Here is a 23,354-nt window from a genome sequence, read left to right as displayed (position 1 = left end):
AGTCCCGTCTCAGAGTCGGCACATTCGTTTGGTTCGAACATTCCCATGACCGCAGAACTATCCGCCGGCGCCACGGATCGCGCCGATGTGTCGGCCAGGGCCCTGCTCCTGCTGCCGCTGACCGTCGCTTGCGGCGTATTCATGACCAGCCTCGACCAGAATGTCGTGGTGACGGCGCTGCCTGGCATCGGCGAAAGCCTTGGCCGCCCGCCCAGCCAACTCGGCCTCTTGATCACCGTCTATGTCGCCAGCCTGATTATCTCGATGCCGCTCGGCGGCTGGGCCGCCGACCGCTTCGGCCTACGCAACGTCTACTGCTTTGCCTTGCTGGTGTTTGCCGCCTCGTCGGCGCTGTGCGGACTGTCGAACGATATCTGGATGCTGGTTGGTGCCCGTGCGCTGCAAGGCTTTGGCGGCGCACTGATGGGCACGCTCGGGCAGGTCGTTATCCTGTCGACCTTTCCGCGCAACCGCACGCTGAAGGTCAACATGTATATTTCGGTGGCCAGCCAAACCGGCCCGCTGGTCGGGCCGCTCGTCGGCGGCGCGCTGACAACCTACATTTCGTGGCGCTGGATTTTCTTCATCAATGTGCCGTTCGCGCTGGCGGCGGCAATCCTTGCCGCCTCGCTGTTCCCGACTGTGACCAAGCCTGTGCGCACGCGCTTCGATTTTCCCGGCTTCGTGCTGGTCGGCAGTGGCATGGTGCTGCTGGTCTTCGGCATGGATTCGCTTGCGGCCAAGGACGCCGCCGGCGGCATGGTTGCCGGTGAACTGGCAATGGCCGTAGTCATCCTGTCGATTGCTTCGCTCTACTGCCTTCGCGTGCCCAATCCCCTGCTCGACCTCAAGCTCCTGCGCATCCGCACCTTCCGCATCTCGTTCCTCACCGGCGGCGGACTGGACACGATCGGACTCAGCTCCGTCGCCTTCCTGCTGCCGCTGATGTTCCAGCTCGGCTTCGGCTTGAGCGCCGTGCAGGCGGGATCGCTGACCTTCGTTGCCGCGCTCGGGTCAGTGGTTATGCGTTTCTTCATGCCGCGCGTCCTCAACCGGTTCGGCTTCCGCCGCGTGCTGGTTTTCAACACGCCGTTCGTGGCCGCCATGGTTGCAGGCTTTGCCCTGATGCAGGCGACCACGCCGATCTGGATCGTGCTTGGCTACATCTTTGCGTTTGGCGTGTTTCGTTCCATACAATGGGCCTCGACCGGCAATCTCGCCTATTCCGACATCGCGCCCGAACAACTCGCCCGTTTCAGCGCGCTCTACTACATCCTGTGGCAACTGGCGGTGGCGATCAGCGTTGGCCTCGCCGCAGCGATGCTGTCGTTCCTGTCCGGCGGCGGGCCGGCTGTGACCAGCGACTTCCGCATCCTGTTTGCAATCGAGGGCGTCATCACGCTCTGCGCGCTGCTAGCCTATCTCAAGCTGACGCCGCAGGACGGCGCCCATGTCAGCGGTCACGGCGCACAGATGAATACGGAATAGCCAGCGCGAGCCGGCCAAATCTTCGATCGGGCAGCCGCTCTATTCGCTGAACGTCACCCACTCTTCCAGCGGCACGCGATCGGTGCGAAAAGCGTTTTCGGGCTTGGACGTGTCTTCGTAGCCAAGCGCCATGCCGCAGACGACGATCTCCTCGTCGGGAATATTGAGCACCGGCCGGATCTGCCGGTGATAGGGCGCGAAGGCTGCCTGCGGACAAGTGTGCAGGCCCCTGCCCCTGGCCGCGACCATGATGTTCTGCAGGAACATGCCATAGTCGATCCAAGAACCCTGGTTGAGACGGCGATCGATGGTGAAGATCATGCCGACCGGTGCATCGAAGAAGACGAAGTTGCGGTCGTGCTGGGCACGCATCTTGTCGACTTCGCGGCGGCCGATGCCGAGCGCGCCATAGAGACCAAAGCCATTGGCACGGCGGCGGGTGAGATACGGTTCGAAGAACTGGGTCGGATAATATTTGTATTCATCCCAGTCGGCCTTTTCAGCCCGGATACCGGAATTCAGAACAGCATCTGTGATCTGTTGCTTGGTCTCGCCCTTGGTAACGTAGACCCGCCATGGCTGCATGTTGGTGCCTGACGGCGCGCGTGCCGCAACCGCCAGAATGTCGCGGATCGTCTCGTCGTCGATCAGGTCGGGCAGAAATGCGCGCACGGAACGGCGCGATATGATCGCCTCGTCGACGATCTCGGCATCAGCCGTGATTCGAGCCTTCTTTTCCAGCATGGGCCGTCCCTTAGCCTTTGTGTCGATCGGACGTCCCCACTCGCCGGTCAAGGCGGAGCCTTTGCATGAACCATCAAAATCCTGCAAGCAAATCTTGAGCATCGGTGAAAATCCACTTGATTTTTTCATGAGCTTGATCTCTCATGAAATTCGAATGGAATTTTTCATGAAGTGAGCGTTTTGCCCTCCCCTACTGCACGAACATTGCAGGGACCTGACGAACGGGTGCTGGCCAGCGATATCAGGGCGCTGCGCAGGGCGCGCGGGCTGACGCTGGCCGAGATCGCGCTGAAACTCGGCCGTTCGGTCGGCTGGGTCAGCCAGGTCGAGCGCGGCCTGTCGACGCCGTCGCTGAGCGACCTCAGGGCCTTTGCCGAACTGTTCGGCGTGCCGATCAGCCTGTTCTTCAGCCATGACGTGCCGGTCGAGAGCGAGCGCGGCGTGGTGGTGCGCGCCGGCAGGCGCCGCACGCTTGGCACCAGCGAAACCGGCCTGGTGGAGGAACTTCTGTCGCCCGATCTGGGCGGCAGCTTCGAGATGGTGCGCTCGATCTTCGCGGCAGGCGCGGAGATGAAGACCGAGCAGCTGCGGCCGACCGAGGAAGCCGGCTACATCGCCTCGGGTATTTTCGAGATCGAGATAGCTGGTATCTGGCACCGGCTCGGTGAAGGCGATTCCTTCCGCTTCGAAGGCAAGCCCTATCGCTGGCGCAATCCGGGCACGGAACCCGCGGTTATCATCTGGGTGGTTTCGCCACCCGTCTATTGAGTCAATTTCTGGGAGACAAACATGGCGGGTTTGCCGAGCACGGCGCGCGTGGTGATCATCGGAGGTGGCGTGGTCGGCACCTCCTCGCTCTATCATCTCGCCAAGGCAGGCTGGACCGACAGCGTGCTTTTGGAAAAGAACGAGCTCACCTCAGGCTCGACCTGGCACGCCGCCGGCAATGTGCCGACCTTCTCCTCGTCCTGGTCGCTTATGAATATGCAGCGCTATTCGACCGAGCTTTACCGGGGCCTGGGCGCCGAAGTCGACTATCCCATGAACTATCACGTCACCGGTTCGCTGCGGCTCGCCCATTCGAAGGAGCGCATGCAGGAGTTCCAGCGCGCCAAGGGCATGGGCCGCTACCAGGGCATGGACATCGACGTGGTCGGCGTCGACGAGATCAAGCGTCGCTATCCCTTCATTGAGACGCATGACCTGAAGGGTGCGCTCTACGACCCGAGCGACGGTGACATCGACCCGGCGCAGCTCACCCAGGCATTGGCCAAGGGCGCCCGCGACATGGGTGCGAAGATCATCCGCTTCTGCCCTGTGACAGGCGTGCGCCGTGAGAACGACGAATGGGTGGTCGCCACGCCGCAAGGCGAGATCCGCTGCGAGATCGTTGTCAACGCCGCCGGCTATCGTGCCGCCGAAGTCGGCAAGATATTCGGCCGCGAGGTGCCGATGATGGTGATGAGCCATCAATACATCCTGTTCGAGGAAATCCCCGAACTCGCCGCATGGTCGAAAGAACAGGGCAAGAAGCTGCCGCTGCTGCGCGATGTCGACACCTCCTACTATCTGCGCCAGGAAAAGGCGGGCATGAATCTCGGCCCCTATGAGCGCAATTGCCGGGCGCACTGGGCCACCCCTGGCGATCAGATGCCGGACGACTTCTCCTTCCAGCTCTTCCCCGACGATCTCGATCGTCTCGAACATTATCTGGCCGACGCCGTCGCCCGCGTGCCGATCCTGGGCACCGCCGGCCTGTCCAAGGTCATCAACGGCCCTATCCCCTATGCGCCTGATGGCAATCCGCTGATCGGGCCGATGCCTGGCGTTCCCAACGCTTTCGAGGCCTGTGTCTTCACCTTCGGCATCGCCCAGGGCGGCGGCGCCGGCAAGGTGCTGGCGGAATGGGTGACCCAAGGCCAGACCGAATGGGACATGTGGTCCTGCGATCCGCGCCGCTTCACCTCCTTCGCCTCTGCACCGGACTATTGCGTCGCCAAGGGCCTGGAAATCTACGGCAACGAATACGCCATCCAGTTCCCCCGCCATGCATGGCCGGAAGGGCGCGACCGCAAACTGTCACCGATCCACGACCGCACCAAGGCGCTAGGCGGCCGCTTCGATGCCTATAATGGCTGGGAGCGCGCCACCTGGTACGCGCAGCCCGGCGACGATATCTCCGAGGAAGCAACGCTCACCTTCCGTCGCGAGGGCCCCTGGCAGCATCGCGTGCGCGAGGAATGCCTGGCAGTGCGCGACGCCGCCGGGATTTTGGACCTACCGGGCTTCTCACGCTTCCGGTTGCAAGGCCCTGGCGCGCGTGAATGGCTGGCGACGATGATCACCGGTCTTGTGCCAAAACCTGGCCGCATCGGCCTCGGTTACTTCTCGGACGACAAGGGCCGTATCGTCACCGAGATGTCGATCATGGCGCTTGCCGAGGATCTCTTCTTTTTGATCACCGCTTCAGTGGCGGAGCAGCATGACCTGGAGTGGCTGCAGAACCATCTGCCGCAGCCCAATGAGCTCACTCTGCAAAATCTCACCGAGGCTCTCAGTTGCCAGATCCTGTCCGGCCCGAAATCACGCGACATCCTCTCTGGTTTGACGGACGCCGACCTGTCGTTGCCCTGGCTTTCGCACCAGTCGGCGCAGATATCAGGGCGCTGGTGCCAATTGGTGCGCGTTTCCTTCGCCGGCGAACTCGGCTGGGAAATCCACACCAAGATCGAGGACACGGCCGCCATCTTCGACGCTATCTGGGCGGCCGGGCAGAAGCATGGCCTGAAGCCGTTCGGCATGTACGCGCTGGATTCGCTCAGGCTGGAGAAGGGCTACCGTACCTGGAAGGGTGATCTGTCGACCGACTATTCCATCCTGCAGGGTGGGCTGGAACGCTTCGTCAAATGGGAAAAGCCCGACTTTCGCGGCAAGGCCGCACTGCAGAACGAAAAGCAGCAGGGCGTGAAGAAGCGTTTCGTCACGCTGGTGGTAGAAAACCCCGGCGATTGCGACGCGCCCTACATGTCGACGCTGTGGCACGGCGGCCAGATCGTCGGCGAGACCACGTCAGGCGGCTGGGGCCATCGCATCGACAAGTCGATCGCGCTCGGCGTGCTGCGCGTCGATTTGACAGAGCCCGGGACCGCCGTCGAGGTCGAAATCTTCGGCGACCGTTTCAAGGCGGTCGTGCAGAACGATGAACCGCTCTGGGATCCAAAGAACGAGAGGCTGCGCGCATGAAGACGATCATCCTCACCGATGGCGGCATGGGCCAGGAACTGGTCCGCCGCAGCAAATCCGAGCCGACGCCGTTGTGGTCGGCCCGGGTGCTGATCGACGAACCCGATCTGGTGCGCGGCCTGCATGCCGAATTCATCCGCGCCGGCGCTCGCGTCATCACCATCAACACCTATTCGGCGACACCCGAACGCCTGGCGCGAGAGGGCGCCGAGGACCTGTTCAAGCCTTTGCAGAAGCGTGGCATCGAGCTTGCCCGACAAGCCTGCGAGCAAGCCGGCGATGCCGCGATCGCTGGCTGCCTGTCGCCACTCTTCGGCAGCTACGCGCCGGCGTTGACCATTTCCTATCAGGAGACGCTCGACATCTACCGCCGCATCGTTGCCGAGCAGGCGGATGGCGTCGATCTCTTCCTGTGCGAGACCATGGCTTCGGCCGAGGAAGCGCGCGCGGCCGTCACCGCGGCATCAGAAAGCGGCAAGCCTGTCTGGGTGTCGTGGACGCTCGCCGATCATGGTACGCCAAGGCTGCGCAGCGGCGAAGCCCTAGCTGCCGCGTCCTCAGCACTGGGCGACCTGCCGGTCGCGGCACGGCTGATCAATTGCTGCCGGCCCGAAGCGATCACCGCGGCTTTGCCTGAATTGATCGACCTCGGCGGCCCGGTCGGTGCCTATGCCAACGGCTTCACATCCACCGAGGCGCTCAAGCATGGCGGCACTGTCGATGTGCTGCATGCGCGCCACGACCTCGATCCGGAGGCCTATGCCGATCAGGCCATTGGCTGGGTCGCGGCCGGCGCCGACATCGTCGGTGGTTGCTGCGAAGTCGGCCCTGCCCATATCGCTGCGCTGCGCGACCGGCTCGAAAAGGCCGGCTACCAGATCTCGGGAGTTCACTAATGCCAAAACCATCATCGCGCATTTCCGGCATCGTGCCTTCCGGCAAGGACGGCTGGGAAGTCCATTCCGCCGCATGGGCGCGCAAGGCGGCCGGCGAAGACATCATCATGCTGTCGGTCGGCGACCATGATTTCGACACGCCCTCGCAAACGATCGAGGCCTGCGTGACTGCTGTTCGCGGCAGCAATCACCACTACACGCCGCTGCCGGGCCTGCCCCGCCTGCGCCAAGCGATGGCGGCGGCCTCCAGCGCTTGCACCGGTGTGGAGACGACACCGGATCAGGTCATCGCCACGCCCGGCGGCCAGGCCGCACTCTACGCTGCCGTGCAGGCCGTGCTCGACCAGGGCGACCACGCCATCGTCGTTGCCCCCTACTACGCCACCTACCCCAACACGTTCAGCGCCGCCGGTGCCAGTTTCACCGTCGTCGAGACGCCGGCCGAGGATGGTTTCCAGCCGCACGCCGACATGATCCGCGCTGCACTCAAGCCCAACACACGCGCCATCCTGATCAACACGCCGAACAACCCGACCGGTGCGGTCTATTCGCGCGAGCGGCTGGAACAGCTGGCCGAAATCTGCCGCGAGCACGACCTCTGGCTGCTGTCGGACGAGGTCTACTGGACGCTGGGCGGCGGCGAGCATGTGTCGCCGCGCTCGCTGCCCGGCATGGCCGAGCGCACGCTGGTCATCAATTCCATGTCCAAGAGCCATGGCATGACCGGCTGGCGCATGGGCTGGTTGACCGGTCCGCAAGAGATGATCACGCTGCTCATCAATCTCAATCTGGTGACGACCTACGGCCTGCCGGCCTTCATCTCGGTCGCCTGCGCCGAGGCGCTGGAGAACCACTACGGCGTGAAGGACATCGCCGAGCGCTACGCGGCACGCCGCACGGTCTTCATCGACGCCGTGCGCGGCATGAACGATGTCGCCCTGCGCGGTTCCGAAGGCGGCATGTATGTCATGCTCGACATATCTGAGGTCGAACCCGACGACGAGAAATTCGCCTTCGCTTTCCTCGACAAGGAGAATGTCGGCGTGATGCCGGGCTCCAGCTTCGGCGAAGCCGCCGCCGGCCACATCCGGATCAGCCTCTGTCAGCCGGAGCCGATTCTCCAAGAAGCCGCACTTCGGCTGCGCCGTTTTGCTTCCAGCTATCGCCGCGAGGCCGCATGACCAAGACCATCCCCACCAAGGCCCGCGCCGTCATCATCGGCGGCGGCGTTTCCGGCTGTTCGGTCGCCTATCACTTGGCCAAGCTCGGCTGGACCGACATCGTGCTTTTGGAACGCAAGCAGCTGACCTCGGGCACGACGTGGCACGCCGCCGGCCTGATCGGCCAGCTGCGCGGCTCGCAGAACATGACGCGGCTGGCGAAATATTCGGCCGACCTCTACGTCAAGCTGGAAGCCGAGACCGAAGTCGGTACCGGCATGCGCCAGGTCGGCTCGATCACGGTGGCGTTGACCGAGGAGCGCAAGCACGAAATCTACCGGCAGGCGTCGTTGGCGCGCGCCTTCGATGTCGACGTGCGCGAGATTTCACCCAACGAAGTCAAACAGATGTACCCGCATCTCAACGTGTCCGACGTCGTCGGTGCCGTGCACCTGCCGCTCGACGGCCAGTGCGATCCGGCCAACATTGCCATGGCCTTGGCCAAGGGTGCGCGCCAGCGCGGCGCCACCATCGTCGAGAATGTGAAGGTCACCAAGGTTCACACCAAAGCCGGCCGCGTCACCGGCGTGTCCTGGGCGCAAGGCGAAGAGCAAGGCACCATCGAAGCCGACATCGTCGTCAACTGTGCCGGCATGTGGGCGCGTGAACTCGGCGCTCAGAACGGCGTCACAATTCCGCTGCATGCCTGCGAGCATTTCTATCTCGTCACCGAACCGATCGCTGGCCTCGGCCGGTTGCCGGTGCTGCGCGTGCCGGACGAGTGTGCCTACTACAAGGAAGACGCCGGCAAGATGATGCTCGGCGCCTTCGAGCCGGTGGCCAAGCCCTGGGGCATGGACGGCATCCGCGAGGATTTCTGCTTCGACCAATTGCCCGAGGACATGGACCATTTCGAGCCTATCCTCGAAATGGGCGTCAACCGCATGCCGATGCTGGCCACCGCCGGCATCCACACCTTCTTCAACGGCCCCGAGAGTTTTACCCCGGACGATCGCTACTATCTCGGCGAGGCGCCGGAACTCCGGGGCTACTGGATGGCGACCGGCTACAATTCGATCGGCATCGTCTCCTCCGGCGGCGCCGGCATGGCGCTGGCACAATGGATCAACGACGGCGAAGCGCCCTTCGATCTCTGGGAAGTCGACATCCGCCGCGCCCAGCCGTTCCAGAAGAACCGCCGCTATCTCAAGGAACGCGTCTCCGAAACGCTCGGCCTGCTCTATGCCGATCATTTCCCCTATCGCCAGATGGCAACGTCGAGGAATGTCAGGCGCTCGCCGCTGCACGAGCATCTGAAGGCGCGCGGCGCCGTGTTCGGCGAGGTCGCCGGCTGGGAGCGCGCCAACTGGTTCGCCCGCGAGGGACAGGAGCGCGAATACCGCTATTCCTGGAAGCGGCAGAACTGGTTCGACAACCAGCGCGAGGAGCACCTGGCCGTCCGTAACAAGGTCGGCCTGTTCGATATGACCTCGTTTGGCAAGATCCGTGTCGAGGGCCGCGACGCCTGTGCCTTCTTGCAAAAACTCTGCGCCAACGACATGGATGTGGCGCCCGGCAAGATCGTCTACACGCAGATGCTCAACCAGCGCGGCGGCATCGAGAGCGACCTCACCGTGTCCAGGCTCTCGGATACGGCCTACTTCCTCGTCGTGCCGGGTGCCACTCTGCAGCGCGATCTGGCCTGGGTGCGCCGGCACGTCGGCGACGAATTCGTCGTCGTCACCGATGTCACGGCAGCCGAAAGCGTGCTGTGCCTGATGGGCCCGGATGCGCGAAAACTGATCCAGAAGGTCAGCCCCAACGATTTCTCCAACGAGAACAACCCGTTCGGCACGTTCCAGGAGATCGAGATCGGCATGGGGCTGGCCCGCGCCCACCGCGTCACCTATGTCGGCGAACTCGGCTGGGAGCTTTACGTCTCAACGGACCAGGCCGCCCATGTCTTCGAGGCGATCGACGAGGCAGGCGCCGATGTCGGCTTGAAACTCTGTGGCCTGCATACGCTCGATTCCTGCCGCATCGAAAAGGCCTTTCGCCATTTCGGCCATGACATCACCGACGAGGACAATGTGCTGGAGGCCGGCCTCGGCTTTGCGGTCAAAACTGCCAAGGGCGAGTTCATCGGCCGCAATGCCGTGCTGAAGAAGAAGGAAGTCGGCCTGTCACGCCGGCTCGTGCAGTTTCGCCTGAAAGACCCGCAGCCGCTGCTCTTCCACAACGAAGCAATCCTGCGCGACGGCAAGATCGTCGGCCCGATCACATCAGGCAATTACGGCCATCACCTCGGCGGCGCGATTGGGCTGGGTTATGTGCCGTGCCAGGGAGAAAGCGAGGCGGATGTGCTGGCCTCGTCCTACGAGATCGAAATCGCCGGCGAGCGTTTCGCGGCGGAGGCGTCGCTGAAGCCGATGTATGATCCGAAGGCGGAGCGGGTGAAGATGTAGTGTCCTCCTTCGCCCCGTTCACAGGGAGAAAGTGGCCCGATAGGGCCGGATGGGGGGCGGCGCTAGCATTCGAAAGTTCGCGCTGCGCCTCATCTGCCTGCCGCCGTTCGTCATTCGAAAAGCCAAGCAATTGGCTTTTTCGTTCGCTGCGCGAACCATTCCTCACCTCCCCCGTAAACGGGGCGAAGAAGCTAAAACCTTTCCAGCTTCACCCGCACCTTCGCCAAAAACGCCGTCCTCGTCTTTGGCGTCGAGGCATCCATCAGATAATGCGCCAGGAAGAACGTCCTGCAGCGCGTCGCGCATAGCGCCCGCATGCCGCGCAGCAAGGTCTTGCGTCCGGGCTGGCCGACGACGACGCTCCACCAGGTCGGCGCGCCGCAAGTTGTGATGACACCGACCTTGGTGACATGCGTCATCAGCGACTTGATCCGCCCCTTGCCGACAGGCAGCTTGAAGGCGACATCGGTGGCCCACACCCTATCGAGCCAGCCCTTCAGCATCGCCGGCAGCCCGTACCACCAGGTCGGATAGACGAACAGGATCGCCTCGGCCCAAGCGAGCAGTTCGAAATGCGGCTTTAGCGCTGGGTCCTCCGGCGCCTGGTCATTGTAGCTGCGCCGTTCCTCGCAGCCCATCACCGGATCGAATTTCTCGGCATAGAGGTCGAGCAGCCGCACCTGCCAGCCCCTCGCCTTCAGAACCTCCATGGCGGTGTCGCGGATCGACGCGCAGAAGCTTTCGGGCACGGGATGGCAATAGACCACGAGAACCCGCATCAGAACACATCCATGCTCGCAGCAACCTTCGACATGAAGGCTTTCCGTGTTTGGTCGGTCGACAGGTTCATCGCGTAGTGCGCGAGATAGGTCACCGGTGCGCCCGGCTTTACCGTGGCGCGCAGCATGCGCTTGATCAGTTTGCGCGGCGGATCGCCCATCACGATGGCGCGGAACCGGCTGCCGCCATAGGTGGTGACCGCCGCGACCTTCCTGATGTTGTGGAGCGACGGCTGCACCTTGCCATCGACCAGCTTGAACGAGACGCCAGGCAGGAAGACGCGATCGAAGAAACCTTTCAGGATCGCCGGGAAGCCGTAGTTCCAGACCGGATAGGAAAGCACCAGCGCATCGGCCCGCAATAGGCGCTCGACATGCGGTGCCGCGGGATCGGCGGCGCCGCGCGGGTTGTGATAGTCCAGCCTCTCCTGGCGCGTCAGTCTGGGGTCAAAATCCTCGGCATAGAGGTCGCAGTCATCGACACTATGGCCCGCCGCCGTCAGCCGCTCGACGATCAACCGGTGCAGGCCGGCATTGAAGCTGGTCTCGACCGGATGCGCGTAGAGGACGAGGATGTTCATCAGCCTGCCCTCTGCAGCCCTTTGAACAAAAAAGTCCTTCCCGAACGATAATCGTAATCCGGATTTTCCCAAGCGATCATCTTGCCGGGATTGAGCAGGCCTTGCGGGTCGGTCTCGCGCTTGAAGGCGAGCTGCACGGCATCCGTCTGCTTCATGCCGCCCTCTTCCAGCGTGTAGCGGTGCGGGTTGAAGATCGGGCAGCCATTCTCCTCATGCAGGCGCACGATCTCGTCAAGCCGCGCCTCGCTGGTGAATTTCACCAATGGCAGGCCGAAGCAGGTGATGTTGCCGTCCAGCCGGACGAATTCGAGATGCGAGAACACTTCGCCGGGAAACATCGCGTCCATCTTCTCGACCAGCGCCAGTTGGTTGGGAAAGGGATAAAGCGACTGCAGATAGGTGATCGAAGGGTCCACGCGCAGCGCCCTCAGCGTAGTGTGGTTCCAGGCCAACTCGTAGGCCGGCGGCAGGCCTTTTTTCTCCTCGGGTGTCGCGGTCGCGGCATTGAAGATCACATCGCCGCCGGCACGCCGGGTGAACGCTAGAAAAGCATCCAGCCCATGTTGCGCCACCATGACAACACAGATGCTTTGCCCCTCCCTGAAAAATTTCTGGTGCCGCTTGAAATAGAGCTGCGGCACGGGTGCGGCGATCGGCGTGATCAGCTTGGTCAGGATGCCGTCCTGGCAGGCCAACGCATTGCCATAGCGTGCCGCATCCATGAAGGCATCGAAGCCGACAATGACATCGAGCCATTCATAGGCCGCGGTCAGCGGCATCTCGACTTCCGTAATGATGCCGTTGGTGCCGTAGGCGTGGGTGACCTTGTGCAAATCCTCGCCGGTGAGTTCGAGCGCTTTCGGCTCGGCTTCCATCGTCACCACACGCAGCCGCAGCACATTACCGAAGTCGCGCAACCCGCCGAAATTGATCGAGCCAACGCCGCCCGAGCCGCCGGCGATGAAGCCGCCGATTGAGGCCGTGTTGTAGGTGGACGGCGAAAGCCGCAGCTCCTGTCCGGAATGCGCCCGCGTCGCCTTGTCGATATCGGCCAGCACCGCGCCCGGCCCAGTCACCACGCGTCCCGGCGCAATCGACTTGATCTCGTTCATCTCGGCCAGATTGATCACGACGCCGCCCGAAAGCGGCATCGCCTGGCCATAATTGCCGGTGCCGCTGCCGCGCGGGGTCACCGGAATGCCATGCCGATGGCAAGCGGCAAGCACACGGATCAGCTCTGCCTCGGTCTTCGGTGTCACGATCAGGTCGCCGGTTACATGGTCGAGCTGCTTTTTCAGCACCGGGCTGTACCAGTAGAAATCGCGGCTCTTCTGCTGGACGATGGCCGGATTGTCGTCGAATTTTATCCCGTCGAGATCGCGTTTGAGCGCCGAAACATCCATCATTCCACCATCAGCTCGTCGAGTTCGGCATAGTCGGGCAAGTGCCGGTCGATCGCGCGGCCGGCGCGCACGACGATGCGATCCGATTCGGGCCGCGACAGCAATTCGGTCCAGCTTCGACCTTTGAACAGGATGAAATCGGCATCCCCGCCAGCCGCCAGCGTGCCGAAGCCATCGAGCCGCATCACCTTGGCCGGCGTCGCGGCGACCGCTTCCGGCCAGTCGGCGACCGGATGGTCGAAATGCAGGATGCGCGTCGCCATGCGGTAGACCTCCAGCATGTCGAGATCGCCATAGGCATAGAAGGGATCGCGCGTGTTGTCGGAGGCGACCGCGACCGGAATGCCCCTCGCCTTCATCTCGTGCAGCAACGTTACGCCCCGCCAGCGCGGTGTGGTGGCGTCGGAACGCCGATCCTGCAGATAGAGATTGCACATCGGCAGCGACACCACCGCCAGCCCGGCTTTCGCCACCTTGTCCAGCGTGTCCAGCACCTCGAGGTCAGGCTGCCGCGCCAGCGAGCAACAATGGCCGACGAGGATGTTGCCCTCGAAGCCGTTCCAAAGTGCCGCTTCGGCGATCTTCTTCAGCGAGATCGCGGCAATGTCGTCGGTCTCGTCGGCATGAAAATCGAGGTCGAGCCCATGCTTGATCGCTTGCGCGAAGACATGGTCGAGCAGTTCTTCCAGATCCGGCACCATATAGGTGACGACGCCAAGCACGCCCTTGGCGGCGGCAACCCGTTTCGCCAGCCTGTCAAACCACTTTTTGTCGCGCACGCCCTCGATGCCGAGCAGGCAGGCACCCTGCAACTCGATGCGCCCGCGCCATGTCTCGCGCATCGTCTCGAACACCGGCCAGGAGATTTCCTCCTGCGGCGCGACGCTGTCGAGATGGGTGCGCAACGCCCTGGTGCCATGCGCATAGGCGGAGCGCAGCGAAAAATCCATGCGCTTGGCCAGGTCCTCGGCACTCCAGCGGGCGACGCGGTCGGCCCCGGCCGCGTTCAGCGCACCCATGAACGTGCCATCGGGGTTCGGTTTTCGCGGCCAGATGTGGCCCTTGTCGATATGGGTGTGGCAATCGACGAAACAGGGCAAGATTACGCGGCCGGCGAGGTCGATAGCATCGCTGGATACGACTGCACGATCATGCCCTGCGATGGCGGAAATCTTGCCGTCTGCGACAGCGATATCAGCGAGCGTAAACCCGTCATTGTCATAGGTCGCGGCGAACCCTGGCGTCAGGGACGCGTGAAGCCGGGCGTTGGCGAGCCAGTATGAACCTGCGTTGGGTATCAAGGGCCTAGCGCTCCTGCTTCAGCGCGCTTTCATGCCAGCGCCTGAGAATGAGATGCGAAATCAGCGACAGCACGAGGAAGATCAGGATGCCGGTGAGCGAGATCAGGAGCAAGGCCGCGAACAGCCGTGGCGCGTTGAGCCGGTAGCCGGCCTCGATGATGCGCGAGGCGAGCCCTGACGACTGGCCGGTGGTGCCGGCAACGAACTCGGCCACCACGGCGCCGATCAGCGACAGACCGCCGGCGATCTTCAAGCCGCCGAGGAAATACGGCATCGCCGCCGGCAGCCTGAGATAGCGCAATTGCTGCCAGCGTGTCGCGCCATTGAGTTTGAACAGGTCGCGCAGATTGCGGTCGACCGAGTTGAGGCCAAGCGTCGTGTTGGACAGGATCGGGAAGAAGGCGACGATCCAGGCGCAGAGCAGAAGCTTGGTCGTCTGGTTGTTCACATAGATGTTGATCAGCGGAAAGATCGCCACGATCGGTGTCACCTGCAGCACGATGGCGAACGGGAAGAACGACATCTCGACCCATTTCGATTGCGCAAACAGCACAGACAGGCCAACGCCGCCGATGACAGCCAAAGCCAGGCTGAGGAAAGTGATGCGCAAGGTGACCAGCAGCGAAGAGAATAGCAGCCCGGCATCGTTGTAGAGCGTCTGCAAGACCACGCCGGGGCGCGGCAGGATATATTGCGGAATCTCTTTCCAGACGCAGATGCGGTCCCACAGCCAGATCGCCAAGATCATGATCGCCAGCGGCAGCACCCAGCGGCCGATGCGCTCGAACCGCTCCTGCCGTACCCGGCGCGCTTCCTCGGGATCGAGTTTGAGGGTGCGCTCGTCAATGGCCGTCATGATGCCCGCCTGATGTTGAATTGATGGCATTGACCAGCACGTCGGAAGCCTGCCGGCATAGCGCCGCATAGTCGGGTGAAGTGCGAAACACCTCGTCGCGCGGATAGGCGGCCTCGATGGCGAGTTCGTCGAACACCCTGCCCGGCCGCGCTGCCATGACGACGACGCGGTTGGAGAGAAAGACGCTTTCAAAGACGCTGTGGGTGACGAAGACGACGGTGAAGCGTTCGTCCTGCCACAGCTCCAGAAGGTCATTGTTGAGCTTGAAGCGAGTGATCTCGTCCAATGCGGCGAACGGCTCGTCCATCAACAGCACGCGCGGCTTGGTCACCATGGCGCGCGCGATCGACACGCGCATTTTCATGCCGCCCGACAGTTCGCGCGGCACCGCGTCCTCGAAGCCGGTCAGGTGCACCCGCGCCAGCATCTCGGTGATCGCCGGCGCGGCCTTGGCGCGGGAAATACCTTTTAGCCTGAGCGGCAGCCAGACATTGTCGAAGACGCTGGCCCAGGGCAGCAGCGTAGGCTCCTGGAAGACGAAGCCGATATTGGCGCGGTCGAGTGAACCGCCGCCGCGCCAGTCGAGCACGCCGGAGGTCGGCGTCGACAGGCCCGCGATCAGCCGCAGCGCCGTCGACTTGCCGCAACCGGACGGGCCGAGGAGGCTGAGGAAATCGCCTTCCCGGATTGTCAGGTCGACGTCGCTCAGCGCCGTCACCCCATTGGAAAATACCTTGCCGACGCCCCTCAGCGCCAGCAAGGCCGGAGTGACGTCCGGCGCTTGCGCCACCTTTTCCCTCATCATGCCGGGCTGGCCTATTTCTTCAGATCGAGCCCGACGCCCTTGTTGACGAAGGCCAGCGTGTAGCCCTTGGTGATGTCGATGCCTGCAGGCGTGACCTTGGCCTTGACCATCTTGTCGTAAAAACTCTTGATCCGCGCGTCGGTCATGGCGCCGATGCCGAGCTTTTCCGTGTCGCCGGAATCGGCAAGGCCGAACTTCTTCATCTGCTCGATCGAGAAGGCGATCTGGTCGTCCGTCATGTCAGGATTGTCTTTCTTGATCATGTCGTTGGCGGCCTTGTTGTCGCCGTAGAGGTACTTGTACCAGCCCTTGGCCGAGCCATCGACGAAGCACTGGACGACCTCCGGCTTCTTGTCGATCGTGTCCTGCATCACCTCGATCGTCGTCGAGTACGTGTCCCAGCCATAGTCGGCGAGTAGGAACTGGTTCGGCACGAAGCCGCCTTCCTTCTTGACCGCGAACGGCTCCGAGGTGACGTAGCCCTGCTGGATCGACTTCTTGTTGGCGAGGAACGGAGCGGTGTTGTAGGTGTAGGGTGCGCGCTTGGCGGCGTCGAAGCCGAGCGCAGTGACCATCCACTGGAAGAAGGTTTGCACGCCCTCATCACCCAATATGTACTGGTCGGCGTTCTTCAGATCTTCCCACTTGTCCAGCCCCTCGCCGGGATGGGACATGATGACCTGCGGGTCCTTCTGGAAGTCGGCGGCCACCACGCGCATCGGAATGCCTTGCTGGACGGCGTCGAAGGCCGACAGCAGATTGCCGCCCATGTAGAAATCGATCTTGCCGGCCAAAAGCATCGGCCGGCCGCTGACCTGCGGGCCGCCCTGCATAATGGTGACGTCCAGGCCGCAGGCGGCGTAGGTGCCATCCGCCACGGCCTGGTAGTAGCCGCCGTGCTCCGGCTCGGCCAACCAGTTGGTGCCGAAGGTGACTTTTTCATTCGCCGCGGCACCCAGCGTGCTGGCCGCCAGCAAGGCCACCACCGCCACCGAGATCTTCTGTTTTGCGTACATCGACAACCACCCTCTGTTTGCTCCGGCGCCACGCGCCAGGCTCGACACCAAAGATTCAAGAAGCAAGACACATGCCACCGGCGCCTCGCGCCGGGACCCGCCCGCCTGCACCACAGCCATCTGCGAAAGCCGGAAAGGTCGTGCTGCACCGGAGGCATCGTGCCTATTTTTTAAACGCCTGTCCACAATCGCACCGGGAACTTGCACCGCCATCTTGAAGCTGCAACACATGCCGCCCTAGGCTGGCGGCATCTAGGAGACTGTCATGTTTAAATTCCTCACCCCCAAGTCGATCAAGCCGCCCTTTGCCCGTTACAGCCATGGTGTCGAGGTGCCCCCGGGCAAGCGGCTGGTGCTGTGCTCAGGCCAGGTCGCCGTCACGGCGGACGACCAGATTCCCGAAGACGCCGGCGCGCAGGCCGAGCTCTGCTTCCGCAACATCGCCGCGGTACTCGGCGAGGCGGGGCTGGGACTAGGAGATATCGTGCGCATCAACGCCTATGTCACCGACCGCGCGCATCTGCGCCCCTATATGGACGTTCGCGACCGGTTGTTTTCGAGCCCGGCGCCGGCCTCGACGCTGATGATCGTCAGCGGATTTGCCCGGCCCGAATTCAAGGTCGAGGTCGAAGCCATCGCGGCTGGATGATCGACAGAAGGCACTTCCCGCGTTAGGTCTCCCCTGACCATTGAAGAGGCATGACATGACCGCAGCCAAAAGACGCGTTTGGTGGGGGGACTACCGGACCACCGAATATGCCTCGATCAATCCCGAGGCGACGATCGCCGTGCTGCCGGTGGCGGCGATCGAGCAGCATGGACCGCATTTGCCGGTCTCGACCGACACCTCGATCATGAACGGCATGCTCGACACGGTGATCGCCCGCCTGCCAGACGATCTCGACATCCGCATCTTGCCGGTCCAGGCGGTGGGCAAGTCGAACGAGCATCTGCATGCGCCGGGCACCCTCACCTTGCCGGCAACGACGCTGGTCGAGGCCTGGACCGAGCTTGGCCTGTCGATCGCGCGCGCCGGCGTGCGCAAGCTGATCGTCGTCAATTCGCATGGCGGCAATGAGGAGATCATGGGCATCATCACGCGCGAGTTGCGCGTGCGCGAAAAGATGCTGGCCGTGAAAACCAGCTGGCAGCGCTTTGGCCGCCCGGCCGGCATGTACACCGAACTCGAGGACCGCCACGGCATCCATGGCGGCGATGTCGAGACGTCGCTGATGCTGCATTTCCGGCCAGATCTCGTCGACATGGCCAAGGCCGACAATTTCGTTTCGAACGTCGCCAGGGCCGAGCAGGAATTTGCGCTGCTTCGCCACACCGGCACCCACGCCTTCGCCTGGATCGCCAGCGATCTCAACCCGAACGGCGTGGTCGGCGACGCCAGCATCGCAACGGCCGAAAAAGGCCAACTGACGGCGGAGCATCAGGCCGACGGCTTCATCAGCCTGGTCAGGGATGTGCGCAAGGCAAAGCTTGCGGAGTGGCTGAAGTAGGATGGTTGCCTGACACAGATACGCATCGCACCCTTCTGAGATTGGCAGAAGCCCCGGACTTCGTCATCCTGGGGCGAAGCAAGGAGCGTAGCGACGCAGCGCAGACCCCCGGGATCCATGCCGGGACTCGGAAGCGCCACAACGGTGCAGCATTCTGCTCTGTTGCACTCTACGGCCGATGGCGCGGCATGGATCCTCGGGTCGCCGCGACGGAGCTTCGCTCCTGCTCCGCCCGTGGATGACGAAGGCGGAGAAGCTTCGGCTAATCTCACGGGGTCGAGTGGCTACTCATCAATCTTCAGCGCAAACGGCGCGCCCTCAAACGCATCCGCACCGCGCCCGATCGATTCGATCGCTTCGATCATGCGGCCATTGCGGTCAAGCAGCGCGTCAGCCACGGCAATCAGCCGCGGATTGGGCGTCGCCGAGGGCGACAGCGCCCGCAACGTCCGGGCCAGCTCGACCTCGTCGCGTTTCGGCGCCAGTGCGGCGGCGATGATATAGGCCGAAGCGGTCGAGCGGCTGATGCCGGCATAGCAATGCACCACCATCGGCCTTGCCCGGTCCCAGCGGCGCGCGAAATCGAGCAGATTGCGGACATGCTCCTCGCCCGGCATGGTCATGCCGTCCTGCGCCACCGCGATATCGTGCATGACCAGGTGAAGATGGTTTTCTCTCGCTATCGAGGCCGGGCGGACCACCTCCGTTCCAGCGGAGAGCAGCGACAATACCCGGTCGGCACCGGTCCTTGCCACCGTTTCCTCGATCTTCGCCAGCGAGCAGACATGGATCATTTTCTTGAACCCTTTGATCGATCCTCGCGCCGCGTCGCCCATTCGGCAAGGGCGGATTCGAGCCGCAGCCATTCCTCCTGACTCGCCGGCAGCCCGGCGCGCAGGACATGCGGCCGGTCGGAGAAATGCCGAAGCAGGATGCCGCGTTCGCCAAGCGCTGAAAACAGGCTGGCCGCATCCGGCAGGCTGAGATAGCGGAACAATGTGGTGCCGCCGGCGACGGGCACGCCGAAACGGCCGAACAGTTCGTCGAGCCGCGCCGTTGCCTCGGCAAGGGATGCCCGCATTGCATCCTGCCAGCCGATATCGGTAAGCGCGCGAATGCCGTATTCCAGCGCTGGGCCGGCGACGGCCCATGGGCCGAACTGCGTTTCCAGCCGCTGGACTGTCGAGGCATTGGATAGCGCGAACCCAAGCCGCAGGCCGGCAAGCCCAAAAAACTTGCCGAACGAGCGCAGCACGACAATGCCGCCCTCGTCGACATCGCCGGCGAGGCTGTGCTCGCGCGGGCCGACATCCATGAAGGCCTCGTCGACGACCAGCAGTCCACCCTTGGCGCGCAGCCCGGCCGCCAATTCCAGCAGCCGGTCGCGCTCGATGACGCGACCGTCCGGATTGTTCGGGTTGACGATGATGGCAAGGTCGGCGTCCGCCAGTGCCGCGAAATCGCTGACTTCGGTCACCTGATGCCCGGCAATCGCCGCGGCACGCGCATGTTCGGCATAGGTCGGCCCCAGCACCAACGCATTGCCGGGCCTGACCAGCGAGGCCACGCGCGGCAGCAGGATCTGCGTGCCAGGCGCCGCGACGACGTTGGCTGGCGACGGCGCGCCATAGGTGCTGGCCGCGATTTCTGTCAGCTCGCGCCCGCGCGCCGCTTCCGGCAATCGCGACAGCGAGGTGGCGGGTAGGTCGAAAAGCGGGTAGGAGTGCGGATTGATACCAGTCGAGAGGTCGACGAAAGGCAGCACGGCGTTGGGGAAAAGCACCCTCGCCCGGCCAAGACTTCCACCATGGTCCACCGCTCCATCAAGAAGCTTCATGTCAGTCCTGATCGCTTTCCTGTCATTGGCCGTCGAATCCGTCCTGGGGTATCCGGACTGGCTGTTCCGCGCCATCGGCCATCCCGTAACGTGGTTCGGCAGGCTGATATCCTTTCTCGATCGCAGGCTCAACCGCGCCACTGATCCCGACGCGCTGCGTCGCCAACGCGGCGTCCAGGCGCTGCTGGTCATCGTGCTGGTGCCGGCGGTGATTGGCCTGTGTGTGCAGCTTGTCCTGCTCTGGTTCGTTCCGTTCGGGCTCTTCATCGCCGCGCTTCTGGCGACATCGCTTCTGTCGCAGAAGAGCCTCTACGACCATGTCGAGGCCGTGGCGGACTCGCTCGACAGCGGCGGACTCGCCATGGGCCGCGTCGCCGTCTCGCGAATCGTCGGCCGCGATCCCGAAGCGCTCGACCGCGCCGCCGTCTGCCGTGCGGCGATCGAAAGCCTGGCCGAGAATTTTTCCGACGGGATTGTCGCCCCCGCCTTCTGGACCGGCGTCGGCGGGTTGGCCGGTGGCGCCGCCTACAAGGCCGCCAACACCGCCGATTCGATGATCGGCCACCGCACGCCGCGCCACGAGGCTTTCGGCTGGGCCGCCGCGCGCTTCGACGATTGGATCAACCTGCCGGCTTCAAGGCTGACCGCACTGCTGATCGTGCTGGCGGCTTTCCTGGTCAGGGATGCCGACCCTCGCAGTGCCTGGCAGGCGGTGTGGCGCGACGCCAAAAAGCACCGCTCGCCCAATGCCGGCTGGCCGGAAGCGGCCATGGCCGGAGCACTTGGGCTGGCACTCGCCGGACCGCGCAGCTACGGCGGCATCGTGGTCGACGACGTCTTCATGGGCGAAGGCGGCCGCCGCGACGTCGACAGCGGCGACATCAGGCGGGCGCTGAAACTTTATCGCGTCGCCGATTATCTGCTGATCGCGCTGTTTGGGGTGGTTTCGGTCATCGTCATTCTGGCGTGACTAGATCGAAACCCCAACCTACCAAGTGACACGGACTTCCTTCGCGCCGGGATCGGCTGCCTCGCCAAACCTCTTGATCGCATACCCGCCGGCAGCCACGGGAGACGATTTCAACAATGGTTCGATCACAACAAAAAGTCCTTCAGCATCTGGCCCGTACATGTAGAGGATGCACTTGCCCTCGCCAAACTCATCGCCATCAAACTCGCCGACCGAAGCATTCCCGACGGCTTGCTCCAGTCGATTCTCCAGCTCAAGAATGGATGCGCGTTCTTCCGACGTTCCAAATTGGCCGTCATTGAGACGAAGATAGACGATTACCGCTTGTTCCAAGACAACGCTCCCGCTTGCCAAGGGGCTTAGAACTCTATCCCCTGCTGCGCCTTCACGCCTGCCGAAAAATGGTGTTTGGTCACGCCCATCTCGGTAACCAGATCGGCCGCCTCGACCAGCGCCGGCTTGGCATTGCGGCCGGTGACGACGACATGCAGGCCTTCGCGCCGCGCCTTCAGCGCGGAAATGACCTTGTCGAGATCGAGATAGTCGTAGCGAAGCGCGATGTTGAGTTCGTCGAGCACGACGAGGCTGATCGAGGGATCGGCGATCAACTCCAGCGCCTTGGCCCAGGCAGCTTCCGCAGCCGCGATATCGCGCTTCAGATCCTGCGTTTCCCAGGTAAACCCCTCGCCCATCGCATGCCAGACGACGCGGTCGCCAAAGGCGGCAAACGCATCCTTCTCGCCAGTGTGCCACTTGCCCTTGATGAACTGCACCACACCGACGCGCTTGCCATAGCCGAGCATTCTGAGCGCCAGGCCGAAGGCGGCCGTCGTCTTGCCTTTGCCCGGGCCGGTGTTGACGATCAGCAGCCCCTTCTCGACCGTCTTGCTCGCCACTTCGGCGTCCTGCACCGCCTTGCGCTTGGCCATCTTGGCGCGGTGGCGCTCTTCGTCCTTATTGTCGATGTCGGTCATCTCATTTCACCTTGAGCGGCAGCCCCGCCACCATCAGCAGCACGGTGTCGGCAATCGCCGCGATCTGCTGGTTGAGCCGCCCAGCGTCATCACGAAATCGGCGCGCCAGGGCATTGTCAGGCACAATGCCTTGCCCGACTTCGTTGGAAACCACGAACCACGGCCCGCGCGGCCGCGACAGCAAATCCGCCAGCCGCCGGCATTCCAGCTCGAGATCGTGATCGGCCAGCATGTGATTGGTCAGCCACAGCGTCAGGCAGTCGACAAGCACCGGCTGGTTGTCGGGCAAGGCCTCAATCGCGCCGGCAAGATCGAGCGATGCTTCGACGGTTATCCAGCCCTCGCCGCGCCGCGAGCGGTGCAGCGCGATGCGCTCACGCATCTCGTCGTCATAGGCTTCAGCTGTGGCGATATAGGTCCATGGTGACGGCAACGCCGTCGCCAGGGTTTCGGCGTGCGCGCTCTTGCCGGAGCGCGCACCGCCGATGATGAAGATCAGCTTGCTGCGATCAGGCAAAGCTGTCGCGCAGGCTGGTCGCGGTGCCGGTGAACCGTCCGCGCACCACGCCGACGACAGCGCCAAGCACCAGCCAGAACACCAGATTGGTCACCGTCACCGCCACCACGAACTGGTGGTGCAGGCCTTCCGGGATCGGTGTTTCGAAGCTTTCGGGCTGCGGCGCGCCGACAATGTGCGGTGCGATGATCAACGCCACTGCCAGGATCACCAGCGGCAGCGATCTGCGGAAAGCAATCAAAGCGAGACCGATCGCTGTGGCCGCTGCCGTTGCCGTCCACCAGATCTGGCGCGGCAAGAGATCGGCCGCAGGCATCGCCGGCAGTTCGGGCTGCAGGCCGAGACCGGGCGCCAGCGTGAACACGGCGAAACCAGCCAACCCCCAGAACACGCCCTGGCGCCAATTGCCGATGCCGCCGGCGAATTCGGAAACCGCAACCAGGATCAGCGCAAAGCCGATGCCGGTGGCGACATTGAAAACCGCACTGTATGCGTGACGCTCGAAGCCGTCGGCAGGCTCCCAGCCCTCATCCTCATGTTCGGGCGCAGTCGCGGCTGCTGGCGCCATGCTCATGGTGTTTGCGGCGGGCGCCGTGCTGCTGGCGGCACTGGTGCCAGCCGCGTTCTCGGCCGGTGCCGCGGCATGGTCGTGCTGATGGCCGGCGCCGGCCTTTTCGTAAACTTCGGCCTGGAGGATGAGAGGGTCGGTTGCGAAGGCCTGCATGCAGGCGAGAACGACGCCGGCCACGAGCCCGGCGATCGCCGCGATGAACACGACGTTGCGAAACAGATTCATGATGTCAAATCCTCG

At 63.4% G+C, this 23,354-nt stretch carries 23 protein-coding genes; 9 read left to right on the top strand and 14 right to left on the bottom strand.

Annotated elements, in window-relative coordinates; all coding sequences use genetic code 11:
• The first annotated feature begins 45 nt into the window (after window positions 1-45).
• A complete protein-coding gene (locus A3A9_RS0126855) occupies window positions 46-1,488 on the top strand; it encodes an MFS transporter (protein WP_027061395.1) in 1,443 nt (480 codons plus the stop codon).
• A 39-nt stretch (window positions 1,489-1,527) separates the two neighbouring features.
• Here the strand turns inward: A3A9_RS0126855 and A3A9_RS0126850 are convergent, their stop codons facing one another.
• Complete coding sequence (locus A3A9_RS0126850; protein WP_027061394.1) at window positions 1,528-2,232, bottom strand: nitroreductase; 705 nt, start codon at window positions 2,230-2,232, stop codon at window positions 1,528-1,530.
• Between the two features lie 171 nt (window positions 2,233-2,403).
• Between A3A9_RS0126850 and A3A9_RS0126845 the strand changes: the two genes are divergently transcribed.
• Genes A3A9_RS0126845 through A3A9_RS0126825 form a run of 5 tightly spaced genes read left to right on the top strand, consistent with a single transcriptional unit; the run spans window position 2,404 to window position 9,996 of the window.
• Window positions 2,404-3,000, top strand: a complete 597-nt coding sequence (locus A3A9_RS0126845) for a helix-turn-helix domain-containing protein (protein WP_430515896.1) — start codon at window positions 2,404-2,406, stop codon at window positions 2,998-3,000.
• Between the two features lie 21 nt (window positions 3,001-3,021).
• Complete coding sequence (locus A3A9_RS0126840; protein ID WP_027061393.1) at window positions 3,022-5,475, top strand: GcvT family protein; 2,454 nt, start codon at window positions 3,022-3,024, stop codon at window positions 5,473-5,475.
• Window positions 5,472-6,371 carry a homocysteine S-methyltransferase family protein gene (locus A3A9_RS0126835; RefSeq protein ID WP_027061392.1) on the top strand — a complete coding sequence of 300 codons (900 nt, stop codon included), beginning with the start codon at window positions 5,472-5,474 and terminating at the stop codon, window positions 6,369-6,371. Before A3A9_RS0126840 ends, A3A9_RS0126835 begins: the two co-directional genes overlap by 4 nt.
• Window positions 6,371-7,552: a pyridoxal phosphate-dependent aminotransferase gene (locus A3A9_RS0126830; protein WP_027061391.1), complete on the top strand. Its 1,182-nt coding sequence runs from the start codon at window positions 6,371-6,373 to the stop codon at window positions 7,550-7,552. The genes A3A9_RS0126835 and A3A9_RS0126830 overlap by 1 nt, the downstream gene beginning before the upstream one ends.
• A complete protein-coding gene (locus A3A9_RS0126825; RefSeq protein WP_027061390.1) occupies window positions 7,549-9,996 on the top strand; it encodes a GcvT family protein in 2,448 nt (815 codons plus the stop codon). The genes A3A9_RS0126830 and A3A9_RS0126825 overlap by 4 nt, the downstream gene beginning before the upstream one ends.
• A 191-nt stretch (window positions 9,997-10,187) precedes the next feature.
• Here A3A9_RS0126825 and A3A9_RS0126820 read toward each other — a convergent pair whose 3' ends face one another.
• The 7 genes from A3A9_RS0126820 to A3A9_RS0126790 are packed head-to-tail and all read right to left on the bottom strand — an operon-like array spanning window position 10,188 to window position 16,737.
• Window positions 10,188-10,775, bottom strand: a complete 588-nt coding sequence (locus A3A9_RS0126820; RefSeq protein ID WP_027061389.1) for an NAD(P)H-dependent oxidoreductase — start codon at window positions 10,773-10,775, stop codon at window positions 10,188-10,190.
• Window positions 10,775-11,356 carry an NAD(P)H-dependent oxidoreductase gene (locus tag A3A9_RS0126815; protein ID WP_027061388.1) on the bottom strand — a complete coding sequence of 194 codons (582 nt, stop codon included), beginning with the start codon at window positions 11,354-11,356 and terminating at the stop codon, window positions 10,775-10,777. Before A3A9_RS0126815 ends, A3A9_RS0126820 begins: the two co-directional genes overlap by 1 nt.
• On the bottom strand, window positions 11,356-12,759 hold the full coding sequence (locus A3A9_RS0126810) for an FAD-binding oxidoreductase (protein ID WP_027061387.1): 1,404 nt from the start codon (window positions 12,757-12,759) through the stop codon (window positions 11,356-11,358). The genes A3A9_RS0126815 and A3A9_RS0126810 overlap by 1 nt, the downstream gene beginning before the upstream one ends.
• Window positions 12,759-14,060 (bottom strand): cytosine deaminase, encoded by a 1,302-nt coding sequence (locus A3A9_RS0126805; protein ID WP_027061386.1) that lies wholly within the window; start codon window positions 14,058-14,060, stop codon window positions 12,759-12,761. Before A3A9_RS0126805 ends, A3A9_RS0126810 begins: the two co-directional genes overlap by 1 nt.
• Before the next feature lie 4 nt (window positions 14,061-14,064).
• Entirely contained in the window at window positions 14,065-14,916 is an 852-nt protein-coding gene (locus A3A9_RS0126800) for an ABC transporter permease (protein ID WP_027061385.1), read from the bottom strand.
• A complete protein-coding gene (locus A3A9_RS0126795) occupies window positions 14,903-15,721 on the bottom strand; it encodes an ABC transporter ATP-binding protein (RefSeq protein WP_027061384.1) in 819 nt (272 codons plus the stop codon). The genes A3A9_RS0126800 and A3A9_RS0126795 overlap by 14 nt, the downstream gene beginning before the upstream one ends.
• A gap of 11 nt (window positions 15,722-15,732) precedes the next feature.
• The gene (locus A3A9_RS0126790; RefSeq protein WP_027061383.1) at window positions 15,733-16,737 is read right to left on the bottom strand and encodes an ABC transporter substrate-binding protein; all 1,005 of its coding nucleotides are present in this window, start codon (window positions 16,735-16,737) and stop codon (window positions 15,733-15,735) included.
• A 265-nt stretch (window positions 16,738-17,002) separates the two neighbouring features.
• Here A3A9_RS0126790 and A3A9_RS0126785 point away from each other — a divergent pair, with 265 nt between their 5' ends.
• A complete protein-coding gene (locus A3A9_RS0126785) occupies window positions 17,003-17,386 on the top strand; it encodes a RidA family protein (RefSeq protein WP_027061382.1) in 384 nt (127 codons plus the stop codon).
• Window positions 17,387-17,441: 55 nt separating this feature from the next.
• Window positions 17,442-18,245 carry a creatininase family protein gene (locus tag A3A9_RS0126780; protein WP_027061381.1) on the top strand — a complete coding sequence of 268 codons (804 nt, stop codon included), beginning with the start codon at window positions 17,442-17,444 and terminating at the stop codon, window positions 18,243-18,245.
• Window positions 18,246-18,529: 284 nt separating this feature from the next.
• Here the strand turns inward: A3A9_RS0126780 and A3A9_RS0126775 are convergent, their stop codons facing one another.
• Entirely contained in the window at window positions 18,530-19,039 is a 510-nt protein-coding gene (locus tag A3A9_RS0126775; RefSeq protein ID WP_027061380.1) for a tyrosine phosphatase family protein, read from the bottom strand.
• A complete protein-coding gene (gene cobD, locus A3A9_RS0126770; protein WP_027061379.1) occupies window positions 19,036-20,082 on the bottom strand; it encodes a threonine-phosphate decarboxylase CobD in 1,047 nt (348 codons plus the stop codon). The genes A3A9_RS0126775 and cobD overlap by 4 nt, the downstream gene beginning before the upstream one ends.
• Here cobD and cbiB point away from each other — a divergent pair.
• Window positions 20,081-21,052 carry an adenosylcobinamide-phosphate synthase CbiB gene (gene cbiB / locus A3A9_RS0126765; RefSeq protein WP_027061378.1) on the top strand — a complete coding sequence of 324 codons (972 nt, stop codon included), beginning with the start codon at window positions 20,081-20,083 and terminating at the stop codon, window positions 21,050-21,052. The genes cobD and cbiB overlap by 2 nt on opposite strands.
• 18 nt (window positions 21,053-21,070) lie before the next feature.
• On the opposite strand, the gene A3A9_RS39590 is transcribed toward cbiB, so the two are convergent.
• The 4 genes from A3A9_RS39590 to A3A9_RS0126745 are packed head-to-tail and all read right to left on the bottom strand — an operon-like array spanning window position 21,071 to window position 23,339.
• Window positions 21,071-21,385 carry a hypothetical protein gene (locus tag A3A9_RS39590; RefSeq protein WP_051371193.1) on the bottom strand — a complete coding sequence of 105 codons (315 nt, stop codon included), beginning with the start codon at window positions 21,383-21,385 and terminating at the stop codon, window positions 21,071-21,073.
• Between the two features lie 26 nt (window positions 21,386-21,411).
• Window positions 21,412-22,026 carry a cob(I)yrinic acid a,c-diamide adenosyltransferase gene (gene cobO / locus A3A9_RS0126755; RefSeq protein WP_027061377.1) on the bottom strand — a complete coding sequence of 205 codons (615 nt, stop codon included), beginning with the start codon at window positions 22,024-22,026 and terminating at the stop codon, window positions 21,412-21,414.
• 1 nt (window position 22,027) lies between these two features.
• Window positions 22,028-22,543 (bottom strand): bifunctional adenosylcobinamide kinase/adenosylcobinamide-phosphate guanylyltransferase, encoded by a 516-nt coding sequence (cobU, locus tag A3A9_RS0126750; protein ID WP_027061376.1) that lies wholly within the window; start codon window positions 22,541-22,543, stop codon window positions 22,028-22,030.
• Window positions 22,536-23,339: a CbtA family protein gene (locus A3A9_RS0126745; RefSeq protein WP_027061375.1), complete on the bottom strand. Its 804-nt coding sequence runs from the start codon at window positions 23,337-23,339 to the stop codon at window positions 22,536-22,538. Before A3A9_RS0126745 ends, cobU begins: the two co-directional genes overlap by 8 nt.
• Between the last annotated feature and the right edge of the window lie 15 nt (window positions 23,340-23,354).

It is taken from the genome of Mesorhizobium loti CJ3sym (assembly GCF_000472785.1).
Taxonomy (GTDB): Bacteria; Pseudomonadota; Alphaproteobacteria; order Rhizobiales; family Rhizobiaceae; genus Mesorhizobium; species Mesorhizobium loti_E.
The sequence above is the reverse complement of the archived record's forward strand: the minus strand, read 5'-3'. Positions and strand labels throughout refer to the sequence as shown.